This window comes from Caulobacter sp. (assembly GCF_049283275.1).
Taxonomy (GTDB): domain Bacteria; phylum Pseudomonadota; class Alphaproteobacteria; order Caulobacterales; family Caulobacteraceae; genus Caulobacter.
Window position 1 is genome coordinate 1 of record NZ_JBAPVS010000043.1, and the last position, 18,152, is coordinate 18,152.

General features: G+C 67.5%; 17 protein-coding genes. 11 read left to right on the forward strand and 6 right to left on the reverse strand.

Annotated features, from left to right (window positions below; genetic code table 11):
- From WAL33_RS02225 to WAL33_RS02260, 8 genes are all read left to right on the forward strand, one after another.
- A partial coding sequence (locus WAL33_RS02225) for an MBL fold metallo-hydrolase (protein WP_422178058.1) occupies positions 1-952 on the forward strand: 952 nt, incomplete at its 5' end.
- 60 nt (positions 953-1,012) lie between these two features.
- Positions 1,013-1,591, forward strand: a complete 579-nt coding sequence (locus WAL33_RS02230; protein ID WP_422178060.1) for an NADPH-dependent FMN reductase — start codon at positions 1,013-1,015, stop codon at positions 1,589-1,591.
- On the forward strand, positions 1,588-2,517 hold the full coding sequence (locus WAL33_RS02235; RefSeq protein WP_422178062.1) for an alpha/beta fold hydrolase: 930 nt from the start codon (positions 1,588-1,590) through the stop codon (positions 2,515-2,517). The genes WAL33_RS02230 and WAL33_RS02235 overlap by 4 nt, the downstream gene beginning before the upstream one ends.
- 293 nt (positions 2,518-2,810) lie before the next feature.
- Positions 2,811-4,055 (forward strand): YbfB/YjiJ family MFS transporter, encoded by a 1,245-nt coding sequence (locus WAL33_RS02240; RefSeq protein WP_422178064.1) that lies wholly within the window; start codon positions 2,811-2,813, stop codon positions 4,053-4,055.
- Positions 4,056-4,126: 71 nt separating this feature from the next.
- Positions 4,127-4,837: an SDR family NAD(P)-dependent oxidoreductase gene (locus tag WAL33_RS02245; protein ID WP_422178066.1), complete on the forward strand. Its 711-nt coding sequence runs from the start codon at positions 4,127-4,129 to the stop codon at positions 4,835-4,837.
- A gap of 12 nt (positions 4,838-4,849) precedes the next feature.
- Entirely contained in the window at positions 4,850-5,107 is a 258-nt protein-coding gene (locus WAL33_RS02250) for a tautomerase family protein (RefSeq protein ID WP_422178068.1), read from the forward strand.
- A 56-nt stretch (positions 5,108-5,163) separates the two neighbouring features.
- Positions 5,164-5,769: a hypothetical protein gene (locus tag WAL33_RS02255; RefSeq protein WP_422178069.1), complete on the forward strand. Its 606-nt coding sequence runs from the start codon at positions 5,164-5,166 to the stop codon at positions 5,767-5,769.
- A gap of 14 nt (positions 5,770-5,783) precedes the next feature.
- Positions 5,784-6,860, forward strand: a complete 1,077-nt coding sequence (locus WAL33_RS02260; RefSeq protein WP_422178071.1) for an NAD(P)H-dependent flavin oxidoreductase — start codon at positions 5,784-5,786, stop codon at positions 6,858-6,860.
- Between the two features lie 139 nt (positions 6,861-6,999).
- Here the strand turns inward: WAL33_RS02260 and WAL33_RS02265 are convergent, their stop codons facing one another.
- The gene (locus tag WAL33_RS02265) at positions 7,000-7,665 is read right to left on the reverse strand and encodes a type 1 glutamine amidotransferase domain-containing protein (protein ID WP_422178073.1); all 666 of its coding nucleotides are present in this window, start codon (positions 7,663-7,665) and stop codon (positions 7,000-7,002) included.
- Between the two features lie 293 nt (positions 7,666-7,958).
- Here WAL33_RS02265 and WAL33_RS02270 point away from each other — a divergent pair, with 293 nt between their 5' ends.
- Positions 7,959-8,744, forward strand: a complete 786-nt coding sequence (locus WAL33_RS02270) for a hypothetical protein (RefSeq protein WP_422178075.1) — start codon at positions 7,959-7,961, stop codon at positions 8,742-8,744.
- 41 nt (positions 8,745-8,785) lie between these two features.
- Here WAL33_RS02270 and WAL33_RS02275 read toward each other — a convergent pair whose 3' ends face one another.
- Positions 8,786-9,931, reverse strand: coding sequence for a D-cysteine desulfhydrase family protein (locus WAL33_RS02275; RefSeq protein WP_422178077.1), 1,146 nt, complete (start codon positions 9,929-9,931; stop codon positions 8,786-8,788).
- A gap of 89 nt (positions 9,932-10,020) precedes the next feature.
- Here WAL33_RS02275 and WAL33_RS02280 point away from each other — a divergent pair, with 89 nt between their 5' ends.
- Positions 10,021-12,339 carry a TonB-dependent receptor gene (locus WAL33_RS02280; protein WP_422178079.1) on the forward strand — a complete coding sequence of 773 codons (2,319 nt, stop codon included), beginning with the start codon at positions 10,021-10,023 and terminating at the stop codon, positions 12,337-12,339.
- Between the two features lie 168 nt (positions 12,340-12,507).
- On the opposite strand, the gene WAL33_RS02285 is transcribed toward WAL33_RS02280, so the two are convergent.
- The 4 genes from WAL33_RS02285 to WAL33_RS02300 form a co-directional block, all read right to left on the reverse strand.
- Positions 12,508-13,167 carry a DsbA family oxidoreductase gene (locus WAL33_RS02285; RefSeq protein WP_422178081.1) on the reverse strand — a complete coding sequence of 220 codons (660 nt, stop codon included), beginning with the start codon at positions 13,165-13,167 and terminating at the stop codon, positions 12,508-12,510.
- 68 nt (positions 13,168-13,235) lie between these two features.
- On the reverse strand, positions 13,236-13,472 hold the full coding sequence (locus WAL33_RS02290) for a tautomerase family protein (protein ID WP_422178083.1): 237 nt from the start codon (positions 13,470-13,472) through the stop codon (positions 13,236-13,238).
- Between the two features lie 11 nt (positions 13,473-13,483).
- Positions 13,484-14,194 (reverse strand): SDR family NAD(P)-dependent oxidoreductase, encoded by a 711-nt coding sequence (locus WAL33_RS02295; RefSeq protein WP_422178085.1) that lies wholly within the window; start codon positions 14,192-14,194, stop codon positions 13,484-13,486.
- Between the two features lie 141 nt (positions 14,195-14,335).
- Complete coding sequence (locus WAL33_RS02300) at positions 14,336-15,274, reverse strand: LysR family transcriptional regulator (RefSeq protein ID WP_422178087.1); 939 nt, start codon at positions 15,272-15,274, stop codon at positions 14,336-14,338.
- A gap of 314 nt (positions 15,275-15,588) precedes the next feature.
- Here WAL33_RS02300 and WAL33_RS02305 point away from each other — a divergent pair, with 314 nt between their 5' ends.
- Complete coding sequence (locus WAL33_RS02305; RefSeq protein WP_422178089.1) at positions 15,589-17,949, forward strand: PAS domain S-box protein; 2,361 nt, start codon at positions 15,589-15,591, stop codon at positions 17,947-17,949.
- The last annotated feature ends 203 nt before the right edge of the window (positions 17,950-18,152 follow it).

Here is an 18,152-nt window from a genome sequence, read left to right on the forward strand (position 1 = left end):
GGCCGGCGCGCCCTATCGGAACATGCCCGCCCTCGCCGCGATCGGCGAGCGGCCCGACCACTATCTGCCCGTCCCTCTGGCCGACCAGGCGCCGGCATTGGATCCGGCCAAGGGCTACCGTCTGCAACAGCTGGGCCGCGGCCTCTATATGGTGACCGAAAACGCCTACCAGTCGATGTTCCTGGTCTACGAGACCGGGGTCGTCGTGGTGGACGCGCCCCCCAGCTATTCCAAGCATATCCGCCAGGCCATCGCCGAGGTGACCGACAAGCCGATCACCCACGTCGTCTACAGCCACTCGCACATCGACCACATCGGCGGGGTCAACGACCTGGGCGGTCACCCGATCATCATCGCTCAGGCCGAAACGCACCGACTGCTGGCCCGCGCCAAGGATCCGAACCGGCCCGTCCCGACCGTGACCTTCACGGACCACTACACGTTGAAGGTCGGGAGCCAGACGCTGGAGCTCAGCTATCACGGCGTGGCCCACGAGCCGGGCAACATCTTCATCTGGGCGCCGGAACAGAAGACCCTGATGGTCGTCGACGTGGTGTTCCCCGGCTGGATGCCCTGGCGGCGCTTCGCCCTGGCGCAGGACGTCCCAGGCTACTTCCAGCAGGTCGCCGACATCGACAAGGTTCCGTTCGAGACCCTCGTCGGCGGCCATGTCAGCCGCACGGGCACCCACGACGACGTGCGCACCCAGCTGGCGTTCATGAACGACGTCAAGGCCGCCGCCGCGACCGCCCTCAAGACCACCACGCTCGGCGACGAGCTGGCGACCGACGACAAGACCAACGCCTGGGCCGTGTTCGACAACTACATCGACCGGGTCGTCGTGCAGTGCGTGAACACCGTCACGCCGAAGTGGCAATCCCGGCTCGCGGGCTACGACGTCTATATCTGGGACCAGTGCTACGCGATGGAGCAGAGCCTGCGCATAGACTGAGCCCTATGCGGCGCCGCTCGCCGCGGCGTCATCGCCCCTGCCCTTCCCAGGAACCTTCCCATGGAAAATGCCCTGAACGTCGCCGTGCTCGTCGGCAGCCTCCGCGAGGCGTCCTACAGCCGCAAGGTCGCACGCGCCCTGATCGCGCTGGCGCCCCAGACCCTGAACTGTCGGATCGTCGAGATCGGCGATCTGCCGCTCTATAACGAGGATCTGGACGCCACTCCGCCGGCGGCCTGGACCCGCTTCCGCACCGAGATCGGCGCGTCCGACGCGGTGCTGATCGTCACCCCGGAATATAACCGCTCCGTCCCCGGCGCCCTGAAGAACGCGATCGATGTCGGCTCGCGGCCCGACTACCCCAGCGGCTGGGACGGTCTTCCCGCCGCCGTGATCAGCGCCTCGCCCTACAAGCTGGGCGGCTTCGGCGCCAACCACCACGTCCGCCAGAGCCTGGTGTTCCTGAACATGCCGGTGATGCAGCAGCCGGAGGCCTACATCCCGGAAGTCGCGAGCCTGTTTGACGACGATGGTCAGGTGACGGCGTCGCAAGGCCGCGACTTCCTTCTTGGCGTGATCACCGCCTTCGCCCAGTGGGCGCGGCTGATCAACAGCGGCCGCGACGGGAAGGTCCCATGATCGCGCAAGCCTTGGCGGCGGCGGTCGTGCTGACCGCCGCGGGCCCCGCCACCCTGCCCTCGACCTCGGCGACCACCACCTATCATCGGGCCGAGGTCGACGGGGTCGGCGTCTTCTATCGCGAGGCGGGCCCCAAGGACGCGCCGACGATCGTGCTGCTGCACGGCTATCCCTCGTCCTCGCGGATGTTCGACACCCTGATCCCGCTGCTGGCCAGCCGCTACCATCTGATCGCGCCGGACTATCCCGGCTTTGGCCAGAGCGACGCGCCGCCGCCGTCACGCTACGTCTACACGTTCGACAACCTGGCCAAGACGACCAATGGCCTTCTCGAACAGCTCGGCGTCGACCGCTACGCGCTCTACCTGCAGGACTATGGCGGACCGGTCGGCTTTCGTATCATGCTGGCCCATCCCGACCGGGTTCGCGCCCTGGTGATCCAGAACGCCAACGCCTACCGCGAAGGCCTCGGCGCGAAATGGACGGGCATCGCCCGCTATTGGGACGACCCGGCTGCGCACCCGGACCAGGTCGAGGCGTTCACGTCCCTGGAGGGCGCGCAACAGCGCCACATCGCGGGCAGTCCGCACCCCGAGCGCTACAATCCCGACACGTGGACCGACGAGCACGCCGCCTTGGAAAGGCCCGGCGCGCGCGAGATCCAGGCCCGCCTGCTCTATGACTATCGGACCAACGTCGCGGCCTATCCGCGATGGCAGGCCTGGCTGCGCGAGCACCGTCCCCCCACGTTGGTCCTGTGGGGACGGTACGATCCGTCCTTCGTCGCGGCGGGCGCGCAAGCCTACCGGCGCGATCTCCCGGACGCGGACATACGCCTGCTCGACGCCGGCCATTTCGCCCTCGACGAAAAGGTCGACGACGTCGCCGCGGCGATAATTCCCTTCCTCGACAATATCGCTCCCTGACCGATCCAAGCTTCCGGATGGATACCTTGGTGTCATCGATACCTACGTCCAATGGATCGCCGCCGAAGGTCTTGGTGTGATGGGGTCCTGGTCCCACACGCGGCCGGCTTAACCGAGGAGATACTTATGCGACTCCGCCAATTTGGCGCGCTGTGTGTTTCGCTCGGCGCGCCGGCCGCGAGTTCGGCCGCAGCAATCGAGACGGCTGGCGCCAAGTATCGCCAAAGCCCCTGCTCTGCCCCCTCCCGAAATCAAGATCGGTGCGTCCCTTGAAACGAGCACGAGATAGGACCGTGGAACGGTCGGCGGCGGCCCTGCAGCCCGTGCCGGAGCCGCCCATCTGGCGCGCGATCCTGTCGGGCGCCTGCGCCAGCCTGATCGGCATCGGTTTGGCGCGGTTCGCCTATACGCCGCTTCTTCCGGCTGTCGTGTCGGCCGGCTGGTTCGGCGCCGAGGCGGCCGCCTATCTGGCGGCAGCCAACCTCGGAGGCTACCTCGTCGGCGTCCTGCTGGCCGAGCCCCTGGCGGCGCGCGGATCGGCGAGAACGGCCTTGAGGATCATGATGGCGGCGAGCACGCTGTCACTCTTCGCCTGCGCCCTTCCCGCCAGCTTCCTGTGGTTCTTCGGTTGGCGGCTGGTCTCCGGCGTCGGCGGCGGCGTGATCATGATCCTCGCGGCCCCCACGATCCTGGCCCACCTGCCGGCGGGCCGCCGCGGCCTGGCCAGCGGCTTCATCTTCATGGGAATAGGGTTGGGGATCGCTGCGTCCGGAACGCTTGTTCCGTTGCTGCTGAGGGAAGGATTGACCCAGGCCTGGATCGGCCTGGGCGTGGCCAGCGCGCTGCTCACCGCCGTCGCCTGGAGCGGATGGCCAACCCCACGCCCTTCGCCCATCGCGCCGCCCCAGACGCGGGCGCGCGACCCGCATCCGGCCAGGTCCTCCGGCGCCCTGTGGGTGCTCTACGGACAGTACGCGCTCAACGCCGTCGGCCTCGTGCCCCACATGGTCTTCCTGGTCGTCTTCGTGGCCCATGGCCTGGGCCAGGGCGTCGACGCCGGGGCGTTCTATTGGGTGGCGTTCGGGCTGGGCGCGGTCTTGGGTCCGCTCCTAAGCGGGCATCTGGCGGATCGCGCGGGATACCGCGCGGCGCTGCGCCTGGTTCTCCTGCTCGAGGCGCTCGCCGCCTTCACCCCGGCGATCACCTCGAATCCCGGAGCGCTGTTGATCTCGAGCCTGATCATGGGGGCCGCCACGCCGGGGATCGTGCCATTGGTCCTGGGTCGCGTGCACGAGCTGGCCGGACCCAGGATCAACGCCCAGAAGGTCGCCTGGCGGTTGGCGACCACCGCCTTCGCCGCGGCCCAGGCGCTGGCGGCCTACCTCATGGCCTACCTTCTCGCCGCTTCGGGCGACGACTACGCCAGGCTCTTCGAGGCGGCGGCCGCTGCGCTCCTCCTGGCCCTTCTGATTGATCTTGTCAGCGGCCTGGCCACGCGGTCGCAGCGCACCTCCGGCCACCGACAGACGCGCCTCTGACCCCATCCGCCTGGTCCCGTGAGGACCTCCGGCCGCGATCCCCGCCGCCGGCAACACCATCGAGGTCCATCATGAGCGATCAACGCAAAGTCGTCGTCGTCACCGGCGCGTCGCAAGGCATCGGCGCGGCCTTGGTGAAGGCCTATCGCGACCAGAACTATCGCGTGGTGGCCACGTCGCGCTCAATCCAGCAGGGCGGCGATCCCGACATCCTGGCCGTGGCCGGCGACATCGGCGACCCGGCCACCGCCGCGCAGGTGGTGGAGCAGGCGATCGCCCGGTTCGGCAGGATCGACAGCCTGGTCAACAACGCCGGGGTCTTCATCGCCAAGCCGTTCACCGACTACACCGACGCCGATTTCGCGACCAAGGTGGCCACCAATCTCGCCGGCTTTTTCCACATGACCCAACGCGTCGCCGGCCAGATGCTCAAGCAGGGCTCGGGCCATATCGTCAGCATCACCACCAGCCTGACCGATCACCCCGTCGCCACCGTACCCGCCGTGCTGGCCAACCTGACCAAGGGCGGCGTCAATTCGGCGACCAAGTCGCTGGCCATCGAATATGCCGACAAGGGCGTGCGGGTGAACGCGGTCTCGCCGGGCATCATCAAGACCCCGATGCACGCGCCGGAAACCCACGCCTTCCTGGCGGCGCTGCACCCGGTCAAGCGGATGGGCGAGATCGACGACGTCGTCGGGGCGGTGCTCTATCTGGAAACCGCCGGCTTCGTGACGGGCGAGATTCTGCACGTCGACGGCGGCCAGAGCGCCGGTCACTGAGGAGAACGCGCCATGCCCATCGTCACCATCCAGCTCACGCGAGAGGGCTCCGCGCCTGGGCGCGACGCCGTCACCGCCGAAGAAAAGGCCGCCCTGATCGCCGGCGTCAGCCAGCTGCTGCTCGACCTGCTGCACAAGCCGCTCGACTCGACCTTCGTGGTCATCGAGGAGGTCGCGCTCGAGAACTGGGGCTGGGGCGGCCTGCCGGCCCTGGAGTACCGCCAGGCGCGCGGCTCGCCCGCGGGAACCCAGACCGGCGACACGCCATGACCCAGCATTGTCGTCGTTCATTCACCCCTCCAGCACACGATTGAAAGGCGCTGGCCATGTCATCATCTGCTCCCAAAGCCCTTGTCGCCGGCGCCGGCGCGCCGGCGGGTTCGGCGGTCTCCAACTGGTTGGCCGCACGGGGCTACCGTGTCCTGGCCGTCGATATTGGACTGGGCCCGAGCGGCTATTCCGACCAGGTCCATCTAGATGCGGATCTGGTCCAAGCCGGCGAGATCAAGCGGGTCAGCGGCGAGACCAAGCGCGTGCTTGGCGAACCCGACATCCTGGTCGTGGCCCTGCCGGCGCCCGCCACCCTTCCCTTGAGCGCGGCCTTGCGAGCGGCGACCGACGACTGGCTCGACTTCACGCAGACGGTCGCCGAGACCATGGCCCTCCGGCGCCAGGGCCATGTCGTGCTGCTGCTGCCCCAGCCGCCCGAGCCGCTGACGATCGGGCAGACCCTGGGCGCGAAGGCCCAGCGCGCCGCCGTCGAGGCTCTGGCCTCGCACTTCTCGACAACAGGCGTTCGCGTCAACGCCATCGCGGTCTCGCCGCAAGCCGTCGCGTCCGGCCATCGTGAGGTGCTGGGCGCGGTGGATTATCTCGAGCGAGCCAAGACGCTTTGGGGCGAGATGATCCACCCCGAGCGGCTGGCCGCCTGATCGGAGGAACAAACATGCCGGCTCTTTCAAACGCCCGCCTGACCGACCTGCTCGGCGTCCCCCTGCCGATCCTCCAGGCCCCCATGGCCGGAGCGACCACTCCGGCCATGGCGATCGGCGCGGCGCGCGCCGGCGGGCTTGGCGCCCTGGCCTGCGCCCTCTTCACCCCCGATCAGGCCCGCTCGGCGGCGCAGGCGTTCCGCGCCGCCATCGACGCGCCGCTCAATCTCAACTTCTTCTGCCACGCGACGCCGGCGGCCGATCCCGTGGGGGCGCTCGCCTGGCGCGCCAAACTGGCGCGGTACTATGTGGAAGCCGGCCTTGATCCCGCCCAAGCCCCGCCGGACGCCGGCCGCGCGCCGTTCGACGACGCCTTCTGCGCGCTGGTCGAGGCGCTGCGCCCGGAAGTGGTCAGCTTCCACTTCGGCCTGCCCGACGACCACCTCGTCGCGCGCGTGAAGGCCGCCGGCTGCAAGATCCTCTCCTCGGCCACGACCGTCGCCGAGGCCCAGTGGCTGGAGGCCCACGGCGCGGACGCGATCATCGCCATGGGCGCCGAGGCGGGCGGACATCGCGCCACGTTCCTCCCGCAATTCGCCGACCACCTTGTTCATGGCCTCGACATGGCGGCGCAGCCGGGCCTGTTCGCGCTCCTCCCGCAGGTCGTCGACGCGGTGACGGTTCCGGTGATCGCGGCCGGCGGGATCGCCGACCCCCGCGGGGTGGCCGCGGCCCTGGCGCTCGGAGCCTGCGGCGTCCAGGTCGGCACCGCCTATCTGTTCACCCCGGAGGCGCAGGTCCCCGCCGCCCATCGCGCCGGCCTGGAAGACGCGCGTGACGACAACACCATGCTGACCGACGTCTTCACCGGTCGCCCCGCGCGCGCCGTCGTCAACCGCCTGATGCTGGAGATGGGACCGCTGGGCTCGCAAGTGCCGCCGTTTCCCACGGCGGGCGGCGCGATCGCCCCGCTGCGTCGCGGCGGCGAGAGCCGTGACTTCGTCAACGCCTGGGCCGGCCAGTCCGCGCGCCTCGCGCCGCGAACCCTGGACTCCCACGACCTCACCCGCTGGCTCGCCGGCGCGACCTGATGTCCGCCTCCAGAGTTCGATGGATCGCGGTCCGGCGCCTTCCAACATCGAAGGGGCCGGCGCGCTTACGGCCCTGATCAGGGTGAGCAGCAAGATGGCGCAGACCCGGTCGGGCCTGCGCCTGCAACATGCCTTCGGTTTAGGCCTTCAGAAGGCGCAGGAGTTCCTGAGCGCCGACGGTCGACGACGCGGGGTTCTGGCCGGTGACCAGGCGCCCGTCGACCACGGCGAAGGGCAGCCAATCGTCGGTCTTCTCGTAGACACCGCCCAGACGCCTCAGCTCGTCCTCGACGAGAAAGGGAACAACGTGGGTCAACTGCACCGCCTCCTCCTCGGTGTTGGTGAAGCCGGTCACCCGCTTGCCCTTGACCAGCGGCTGGCCCTCGTAGGTGACCTTGTGAAGCACGGCCGGGGCGTGACAGACGGCCGCCACCGGCTTGCCAGCGTTATAGAAGGCCTCGATCAGGGCGATGGAGGTGGGATTATCGACCAGGTCCCACATCGGACCGTGGCCGCCGGGATAGAAGACGGTGTCGAAATCGTCGGCCGACACCTCGTCCAGCTTCACGGTGTTGGCCAGCACCTTCTGGGCCGCCGGATCGTTCTTGAAGCGGGTCATCGCGTCGGTCTGGTTCGCCGGATCGTCGCTCTTGGGATCGATCGGCGGCTGCCCGCCCTTGGGCGAGGCGAGCGTAACCTCGGCGCCGGCGTCGGTGAAGACGTAATAGGGGGCGGCGAATTCCTCCAGCCAGAAGCCGGTCTTCCGCCCGGTGGAGCCGAGGATGTCGTGGGACGTGAGAACCATGAGAATCTTCATCGCGGGTCTTCCTTCGTCGAGACGCCCCCGCTGTCGCGGCGCGGGCTGAAAATCGGGACACGTGGCACAGGTCGGGCCACGCTGCGCCGCATCAGGCGCCGAATGGCGCGTCACCTCCATTGGACCTAGGTATCGCCGAGACCTTGGTATGACTGGGCGGTCGGCCTTCGACACCAAGGTCTCGGCGATACCTAGGTCCAATGGTCTTCGGGCTTGTGAACCCGCAATTGTCCAAACGCGGGTCGGCCTGTTTCCGACCCACGATGTTGGAAGGATCCGAGATGACCCGATCGGCGATCGAACCCGTCGCGGCGGCGGGCAGCCCGATGAACGCGCTGCTGTCCGAGGCCCTGGACGCCCATGGCGGCCTCAAGCGTTGGCGGGAATTTTCGACCCTGGCGGCGACCATCGTCACGGGCGGCGAATTCTGGGCCTGGAAGGGTCTGGTCCAGGACGACTTGCCTCGCCGGATCGAGGTGGAGCAGGCGCGGGAATGGAGTTCGCTGGAGCCGTTCGGCGATCCCGACTGGCGGACCGAGTTCACCCCCGAACGCATCGCGATCCTGGACGGCAAGGACGCGATCGTGGCCGAGCGCCTGGACCCCAGGGCGGCGTTCGCCGGCCACACCATGACCACGCCCTGGGATCCGCTGCATCGCGCCTATTTCAACGGCTATGCGCTGTGGACCTATCTCACCACGCCCTTCGTGCTCGCCGAGCCGGGTTTCGAAATCTCGGACCTCCCGTCGATCCGGGAGGGCGGCGAAACCTGGCGGGGCCTCCGGGCGTCCTTCCCGGACCGGATCGCCACCCACAGCCGGGAGCAGGATTTCTACTTCGGCCCGGACGGCCGGTTGCGGCGGCACGACTACCGGATCGATGTCGCGGGCGGCTTCGCCAGCGCGCATCTGGTCTCTGATTTTGTCCAGGCCCAGGGCCTGTGGTTCCCGACACGGCGGCGGGCCTACCAGCGCAATGAGGATCTCACCGTGCGGCGCGAGCCGTTGATGGTGTCGATCGATGTCAGCGACATTTCCCTCGACGTGATCGGACACCACCGAGCCTGACATCGAGGAGGGCCGGCCGGTGTCGGCCCTCCCCCTGACGATCAGACCGGCTGGGGGGCCAAGGCTTGCCGATAGGCGAACAGGGCCGGCGAACCGCCGGTCATCAGGAAGACCACCGCGGCGCCGGGCCGATAGCGGCCGGTCCGCGCATGATCCAGCACCCCCGCGAAGGCCTTGCCCGAATACACCGGGTCGAGCAGCAGCCCCTCGTGGCTGGCCATGAGGCGGATCGCGGCAAGCGCCTCGGCCGTCACCCGGCCATAGCCCTCGCCGCGCTGTTCCTCGAAGATCTGGACCTCGTCCGGGCCAAGGCGCGTGGGCGAATCCAGGAGGGCCAAGGCGTCGTTCGCCATCGCCTGGGTGCCTTGGCGGCAATCGTCAGCCGCCGCCAGGATGGTGAACCCGTGAATGCGTTGCGGACGATCCAGAATCCGGAACCCGGCGAGGAGGCCGGCCTGGGTTCCAAAGCTGCCGTTGGCCGTGACGATGACCGGCTCATCGAGCCCAAGCTCGGCCAGTTGGGCGTCCAACTCCAGGGCGCACCGGGCGTAACCCAAGGCGCTCAGCGAACTGGAGGCTCCCGCCGGCGTCAAATAGGGCGTGCGTCCCTGCGCGCTCAAAGCGTCGATCCGCGTCCGTGCGAACTCCGCCGCGCCCATGCCGGCGGGGACCTGGTGAACGGTCGCGCCAAACAGCGGATCCAGCAGGGCATTGCCATTTTCACGAAAATCGCCGTCGGCGTCGGGAGCCGCCGGCGCCAGAACCAGTTCGCAGGCCAGACCTTCGCGAGCGCAGGCCGCCGCCGTCAGCCGCAAGGAGTTCGACTGTCGGCCTCCGGTGGCGACGATCACATCCGCGCCCTTGGCGGCGGCGTCTCCCAGGAGCATCTCCAGCTTGCGGAGCTTGGAGCCGCCGCCGCCAAGGCCCATCAGGTCGTCGCGCTTCCCGTACAACTGAACACCGTTCAGCGCCGACCCGAGCGCGGCCTCAACGCGCCTCAGCCGCTGGAGCGGCGTGGGGCCCTCCGTGAGCCGCGTGCGGGGATAGCGGGACAACGCCTCAGCCAAGACCATGGGTAACCTCTGAACGACGGCGGCCGGATATGGGGGTCGACGCGCGGGCGACAACCCGCAGGGGGAAGTCGTCCCGCACCCGTCAAGAAAGGCCAGGGTCGCCGCACCGTCCATCCAACCAAGGTATCGCCGATACCTTCGTCCTATTGGCGGCCCCCGCGGCGGGGACAGATACTCGTCGGCCTCTTGGGGGAGACCGCGGCATGCCCAGACACCTTACGGCTTGGATTGGCGCGGGCGCGGCTCTGGCGTCCTGGAGCGGCGGCGGCGCTCTGGCCGACGAGGCCGCGAACACGCCAGTGCAGGAGGTCGTGGTCACCGCCCAGAAGCGGGAACAGGCTGTGGACGCTGTCGGCATGGCGATCACGGCCGCGACGGACCTGACGCTGCGCGCCCGCGGCATTGACTCGCTGGCGGATCTGCCTCGCCTGGTTCCTGGCCTGACCCTCCAACAGAGCAGCTTCGCCTCGACGTCCTTCACCCTGCGCGGCGTCGGCTTCTTCAATAGCGACCTGGCGACCCCGCCGGCGGTCACGGTCTATCTCGACGAAGCGCCCCTGCCCTACCCGGCCATGACCAAACTGGTCGCGTTCGACCTGGCGCGGGTGGAGGTGCTGAAGGGCCCTCAGGGCACGCTGTTTGGGCAGAACGCCACGGGCGGGGCGGTGAACTATATCGCCGCGCCGCCAACCTTGACGACCGCGACCGGCGTGGACGTCAGCTACGGGCGCTTCGACCGCGTCCTGCTCGGCGGCTTCGTCTCCGGCCCGATCACCGATGATCTGTCCGGGCGTCTCGCCGTCCAGGGCCGTTGGGGCGACGGCTGGCAGAAAAGCGTCACGCGACCGGGCGACAGACTGGGACGCATCAGCGAACTTCAGGGCCGCGCCTCGCTGGAGTGGCGCCCAGACACCCGGCTTACCAGCCGCCTGACGCTGACCGTCACCCATGACGGGTCCGAGAGCCTGGCCGGCCAATTCCTCGCCGCGCACCCGCAGCTCCCGGCGCTCACCGCGCCGGGTCTCCTGGCCTTTCCCGTCGTGACCACCCCACGCGCCGCGGACTGGAGCACGACCCGGGCCGACACCGGCGAACCTTTCCCGTACGCCAGCGACACCAATCTGCTGCAGACGCGCTGGCGGACGGACTACCACGTCGGCAAAGCCACGACGCTGACCTCGCTGACATCCTACGCCCATCTCGACCTTGCCTACGGACAGGACCCCAACGGCACGCCGTTCAACACCAACGAGGTGATCGATCGGGACGGCGAGGTCTCGTCCTTCTTCCAGGAGTTTCGCATGGCCGGCCAACGCGGTCGGTCCGACTGGCTCGTCGGCGTCAACTATGCGCACGACGCCATCAAGGACCAGCCGGTCGAACTCTTCCGGGACGTCGACCTGGCGCGCGCCTACGAAGCCATAGACCCGCAGGCCTACGCCGACGCCAACCGTTTGACGAACCGCGTTCGGGTCAACACCTACGCCGCCTTCGCGAAGGCGGAATACCGACTCTCGGAGCAACTCACGGCCGAGGGCGCGATCCGCTACAACGTCGATCGGCGCGTCTTCGACAGTTGCGTCTTGGTCATCTCGGACCACTTCGCACGGTTCTGGAACCTGTTTCGCGGCGGCGTCGAGCCGCTCACACGTGTCGGCGATTGTTCGGTGCTCGATCCCGCCAACGGACTGCGGCCTGTCGACAACGTTCACAGCACGCTGAACCAAAACAGCACGTCTTGGCGCGTCGGCCTCGACTGGACGGTCAGGCCGGGACTGCTCGCCTACGCCAATATCTCCAAAGGCTACAAGGCCGGAGCCGTCCCCGTGATGGTGAGCGCGATGGCCACCCAATACGCGCCCATCAGCCAGGAGTCGCTCGTCGCCTACGAGACCGGGGTGAAGGCGGGACTGTTCGAGCGGCGCGCGCAACTGAACCTGTCGGCCTTCTACTATGACTACCAGGACAAGCAGTTGCGCAGCTCATACCTGGACCCGGTCTTCGGCCCGTTGGAGGGGTTAGTGTCGATTCCGAAGTCGCACGTCGTCGGGGCCGAAGCGCAACTGGTGGCCAGGCCGGTGACGGGCCTGACGATCGACACCGCCGTGACCTACGTACACACCGAAATCGATCGCTTCACGGGCTTTGACGGCGTCGCCGGTTTCGGGGACCAGGCCGGAACCCCGTTTCCGTTTTCGCCAAAGTGGCAGTCGGTGACCAACCTCGACTATGTCTTTCCTCTCACCCAACGGCTCCAGGGCTTCGCTGGCGGAACCCTGACCCGCAACAGCCGGACCTATGCCGGCGTGGGCGCGCCGGAGCAGTTGCGTCTGGCCGACTTCACCCTGCTCGATCTGCGCGCCGGCGTGGAAAGCGCCGATGGCCGCCGTAGGCTATGGCTCTGGGGCCGCAATGTCGCCAACACCTACTACTGGACCAACGTGTTCCTCAACGCCAACGTGGTTTCGCGCTTCGTGGGGCAACCGGCGACCTATGGCCTTACGGTCTCTGGACGGTTCTGACGCGGTTGCGACATCCTACGAGGACGACCGCGTGGACCGCCGCGCCGTTGGCAGGCGGCCCGCTCAACACGGCGTTCCAAGTCCGTTCGACCAGGATACGGCGCGCTGTTGAAGGGTTCACCAACGCGCCGACCTTGGGATGACGGATGTTCCCTTTCTAGGAACAGATCAGAGCACGCGGCTGGCGGCGGTCAGCGCCTGGACGTATCCCTCAACGCTCTGCGAACCGCTGAACAGCAGCTCGCCATCGATCAGGTAGCTGGGGACCCCGTTCAGACCTGAAGCCTTGGCCTTATCCTCCAACTCCAGCACCTCGTCCCGGAGCGCCCACGAGCGGCTCACCGCGTCCGCCGCCATGCCCTCGGACTCCGCGATGCGAGCCAGAACCGCGGGATCGCCCACGTCCTCGCCGTTCGTGAAATAGGCCACGAACAGGGCCTCCATCACGCGGGCCTGCAAGGCCGAGCCGCCTTCGACGCGCGCCAGCCGGCTCAGGGCATGAGCGGCGAGCGTGTTCGATGTGCGGGTCTGACGCTCATACTGGAAATCTGCGCCGACCTTTCCGCCAATCTCCACGGCGCGGGCGTCCATCGCCTGGGCGTTGGCCCAGCTGCCGAAGCGCGCGCTGCGAAACACTTTGCGGTCCATGCCCTCGGCTGGCAGGTCCGGATTGAGCTGATAGGGCAGCCACTCGATTTCGATCTTAGCGCCGCGCGCGGAGAGAATCTCCAGGGCCTTGTCCAGCGCGCGCTTGCCGATGAAGCACCAGGGACAGATGACGTCGGACACCACTTGCAAGGCAAGCGTGGTTTCGTTTGGCGCGGTCATTGCGCGATCCTTTTTGAGATTGGGGGGACATGCCGCGGCCCGCCGGGCCGCGGCGAAGCGGTCCGTGGTCAGGTCTTTCCGGCGGCGCGCCGCTTGCGATACTCCAAGGCGGGCAAGCCGCCCCAGCCCCAGTTGTCGGTCTCGACCTCGTCGATGACCACGAAGGTCGACTCGAGCGGCTTGTGGAGCACGTCGAGCAGCAGCTGGCTGACACCGGCGATCAGAGCGGCCTTTTCCTCCGCCGTGACGCGGTCGCGGCCAGGAGCCGTGCCTTCGCGGGTGACCTGAATGTTGACGATGGGCATGACGGGCGCTCCTAGTGGCCGGCGCTCTGGCCGCCGTCGACGTGCAGGATCTCGCCCGTCACGAAGCCGGCGGTTTCCAGATAGAGCACGGCCTCGACGATATCGCGGATGTCGCCCATGCGGCCGACCGGATGCAGGGCCGCCAGGAAGGCGTGGGTTTCCGCCGCGTGCATCGGGGTCTTGATGACGCCCGGCGAGACAGCGTTGACCCGCACGCCCTTGCCGGCGAATTCGATGGCCAGCGACTTGGTCGCCGCATTGATCCCGCCCTTGGTCAGGCTGGCCAGCACCGATGGCACGTCGGCGTTGGCGTGGTCGGTCAAGCTGGTGGTGATGCTGACGATGTGGCCCGAGCCCTGCTTCAGCATCTCGGCGGCCGCCCGCTGGGTGATGTGGAAGAAGCCCACCAGGTTGGTGGTGAGATTGGCCTCGAAATCCTCGGTCGTGAAGGTCGTGAACGGCTTGGCCGTGAAGATCCCCGCATTGTTGATCAGCGTGTCGACCCGCCCGAAGCGGGCGATGGCCTCGGTCACGACCCGCTCGGCGGTGGCCGGGTCGCCGATGTCGCCGGCCACGGCCAGGATGTCCGGATCGGCGCCCTGCGTGATCGAGCGTGACGTGGCCACCACGCGGTAGTCGCGTTCACGATAGGCCTTCACCAGAGCCGCGCCGATTCCTTGCGACGCGCCGGTGACGATGGCGACCTTCTGTTCGTTGCTCATGACTTGCCTCAATGACGTTCCCAGTGCGGAGATCGCGGCTGGGCGGCCTCTTGGGCCATGAGCGTCAATGTGAGAGCGAGCTTGCGGCGACTGAATGCTCGGCTTTGGGAAGGCACTCTTCCGCCGCGCGGCACAATACGGCTAGTCGGCGTCCAGATCGTCGGCGTCCGCCGACAACCGCGCGAACTCGGCCCGTAGTCGGGGCGCGGCGAAGTCCAGGAACGCGCGAACCTTTGGCGTCGAGCTTCGCCCCTGGGGCGTGACCAGGTGAACCGGCAGCGGTGGGGGCTCGGCGTCGCGCAACAGGATCCTGAGCGAGCCCTCCAGCACGTGTTCGGCGACGTGATAGGTGTAGAGCCGCGTCACCCCCAGGCCGGCGACCGCCGAGGCCAGCGCCGCGCGCACGCTGTTGACCACGAGCCGCGGCTTGAAGTGCACCGACCGCGAGACGCCGCCCGCCAACGCCGACGGAAAGACCCAGGTGTCATGGCCAAAATGCGTGGTGGTGACGATCTGGTGCCGCGCCAGGTCGGCCGGTTCGACGACGCGCGGATGTTCGGCCAGGTAGCGCGGCGAGGCGACCACGACCCGCTTGACGCCGCCGCCCACCCGCGTCGCGACCATGGAGGAGTCCGGAAGCTCGCCAACCCGCAGCGCGACATCGACCCCCTCTTCGACCAGGTTGGCATGGCGGTCCAGAAGAAGCAGATTCACCGAAACGGCCGGATAGGCCTCCAGATAGGCGTCGATGACCGGACGCAGGATCTCCTCGCCGCTGATCGGCGGAGCGGTGACGGTGAGCGTCCCCCTCGGCGCGGACCGTTCCCCCATCGCACTGAGATCGGCTTCCTCGAGGTCCACCAGAATGCGTCGGCAAGCGGCGGCATAGCGCTCTCCGGCTTCGCTGAGCCTGAGCGACCGTGTCGTCCGGTGCAGGAGCTCTGCGCCGACGTGGCGTTCAAGGAACGCGATCGCCCTGCTGACGGCGGCCGGCGATCGTCCCAGGCGACGCCCTGCACCGACCAGGCTGCCCTCGTCGAGCGCGGCGACAAAGACCCGCATCGCCTCGATACGATCCATTCGATCTTCCGTGACAAGCGGGATTTCGCAGCTGGCGTAGTGATAGACCGGCTTGCGGCGACAATCCATTCTCGCCCAAAGAGCCGCTCGCTCAACGGCAGCCGGCTTTCCGCCCGCCCCGCCGACGATCGAACGCCGCCCGGTCGACGTCGGAACGTACAGCGCCCGGACCAGACAAGATCATCAACGGCGCCGTGAAGCCCTTGCAAAGCCCAACGGGTGATGGAGATTGCGCGGAGGACGTTTTCTGGTCGCTTGGGATACGCCGACGCCATTTCGGTCGCCAAGCCGCCTCTCTCAAGGCGCGAGACGTTATGGAAGACAATGCCGCGCCAATGAGGCTCGCCCCCTCCGCTCTTGGTCCCGCGCGCCCGCTCAACTTGCTCTTCGAGAGCGTGGGCGAAAGGACTGAAGACGCGCTGCGGGAGAGCGAGCGCGAGCTTCGGCTGATTGTTCAAAGCGTCGCGGGCATGATCTGCGTCTTCTCCCCGCAAGGCGAACTCATAGGCGGCAATCAGCAGCTTCTCGACTATTTCAGGCAGCCACTGGAGGAAGTCGGCCGTTGGGCGACCAACGGGACGACGCACCCTGACGATCTTCAGCAGACGATCGGGAGCTTCACCGCGTCGTTGGAATCCGGCGCGCCGTATGATTTCGAAACCCGCTTCAGGCGCTTCGATGGGGCGTTTCGCTGGTTCCAGGTCCGCGGCCATCCGCTCCGTGACGCCGACGGAACAATCGCCCGCTGGTATGGCCTGCTGACCGACATCGACGATCGAAAGCGCGCCGAAGAGGCGCTGCGCGCGAGCGAAATCGACCTGCGGCTGACCCTCAACAGCCTTCCGGGCCTGGTCTGCACGTTCACGGCCGACGGCCGCTTCGAGGGCGGCAACGCAAGGTTCTACGATTATCTGGATATTGACCAAGACAGCGCCGAGGCCTGGGCGACCAAAGGTCCCGCCCATCCGGACGACATCGGCCATGCCATCGCTGTCTTCAGAAACGCCATGATCACGGGCGAGGGCTACGAGTATGAGTCTCGGGCCAGGCGCTTCGACGGAGCGTATCGCTGGTTCCAGGTCATTGGCCGACCGCATCGGGACGCCGACGGGCGTCTTGTCCGCTGGTACAGCCTGCTGATTGACGTGGAAGACCGCAAACAGGCCGAACGCGCGATCGAGGCCAGCGAACGCAATCTCAGGCTCACCATCGACACCATTCCAGCTCTGGCCTGGTCCGCGCGCGACGACGGCGCGGCCGACTTCCTGAACCAGCACTATCTCGACTACGTCGGGCAATCGCTTGAGCAATTGCGGGACTGGCGGTGGATCGACTTCATCCACCCCGATGATCTGCCCGCGCTCACGAAGGTTTGGTCCGACTTCCGATCACGCCAGATCGGCGGCGAAATCGAAGCGCGGATCAGACGCCACGATGGCGAATACAGATGGTTTCTGTTCCGCGTCGATCCGCTGCGCGACGAGACCGGCGCCATCGCCAAATGGTATGGCGTCAACACCGATATCGAGGACCGCAAGCAAGCCGAAGCGGCGTTGAAGCGAAGCGAGACCTTCCTCTCCGAGGGCCAGCGCATCAGTTCCACCGGCAGCTTCTCCTGGCGGTTGGACACCGATGAACTGGCCTTCTCCAACGAACTCAGACGCATCTTCGAATTCGCCCCCCAAGGCGAGGTGACCTTCGAGCACATTGTCGAGCGGGTCCATGACGAGGATCAGGCCTTTCTCGCGGATAATATGGCGGACGTCCGCTCGGGACTGGACAAGCCCGAATACGAGATACGGCTGAAGATGCCGGACGGCCGGATCAAGTATGTGCGGGTCTTCGGACGCATATTTCGCCACGCGGATGGCCGGTCCGAATGTCTGGGCGCGGTTCAGGATGTGACCCAGCGCAAGCTCGCCGAAGACGGGTTGCGCAAGGTCCGCGCCGACCTGGAGCACGTGACGCGCGTGCTGAGCTTTGGGGCGCTGACCGCGTCGATCGCCCACGAGATCAATCAGCCGCTGTCGGGCATCATGACCAACGCCAACACCTGCCTGCGGATGCTCGGGGCCGATCCGCCCGACATCGACGGCGCCCTCCAGACGGCCAGGCGCACCATCCGCGACGGTAGTCGCGCGAGCGAGATCGTGCTGCGCCTTCGCAAGCTCTACGCCAAGGAGACCGGGCGCGGCGACAATGTCGATCTCAACGAGGCCGCCGCGGAGGTCGTGGCCCTCCTGGCCGGAGACCTGCAGCGCGGTTCCGTGGTGATCCAAACCGATTTCGCCGAGGACCTGCCCCGGATCACCGGCGATCGGGTCCAGGTGCAACAGGTGCTCGTGAACCTCCTGACCAACGCGGCCGACGCCATGTCGGAGGTTCGGGGCCGTCGGCGCCTCGTTACCATCCGGACGGCGCGCGACGGCGAAGAGTCGATCATCCTGAGCGTCCACGATGTCGGCGCAGGCATCGGGACCCAGGACGCCGAAGCGGTGTTTCAACCGTTCTACACGACCAAGGAGAGCGGCATGGGCATTGGGCTTTCGGTCAGCCGCTCGATCATCGAAAGCCACGGCGGACGCTTATGGGCCGCGCCCAATCCCGAGGGCGGGGCGACGTTCTCATTCTCCATTCCCACCGCGCCAGGGCGGTTTCCGCTGATTGAGCGATGAGGCGCACCAACCGCCCGTCGGCGCGAACGAGCCAATGTACGAGCGATAGGGCCGCCCCATGATCAGCAACTTCGCCCACGGCTCGAGGCTGCCGCCGCCGATGTCAGGAAGCGGACCTTCCCAGGCGCAGCGATGAGACAGAACGCGGCCTATTGCGAGCGATTTGCAAAGCTGACTATGCAAACTTGGACCAGGGTCATCTC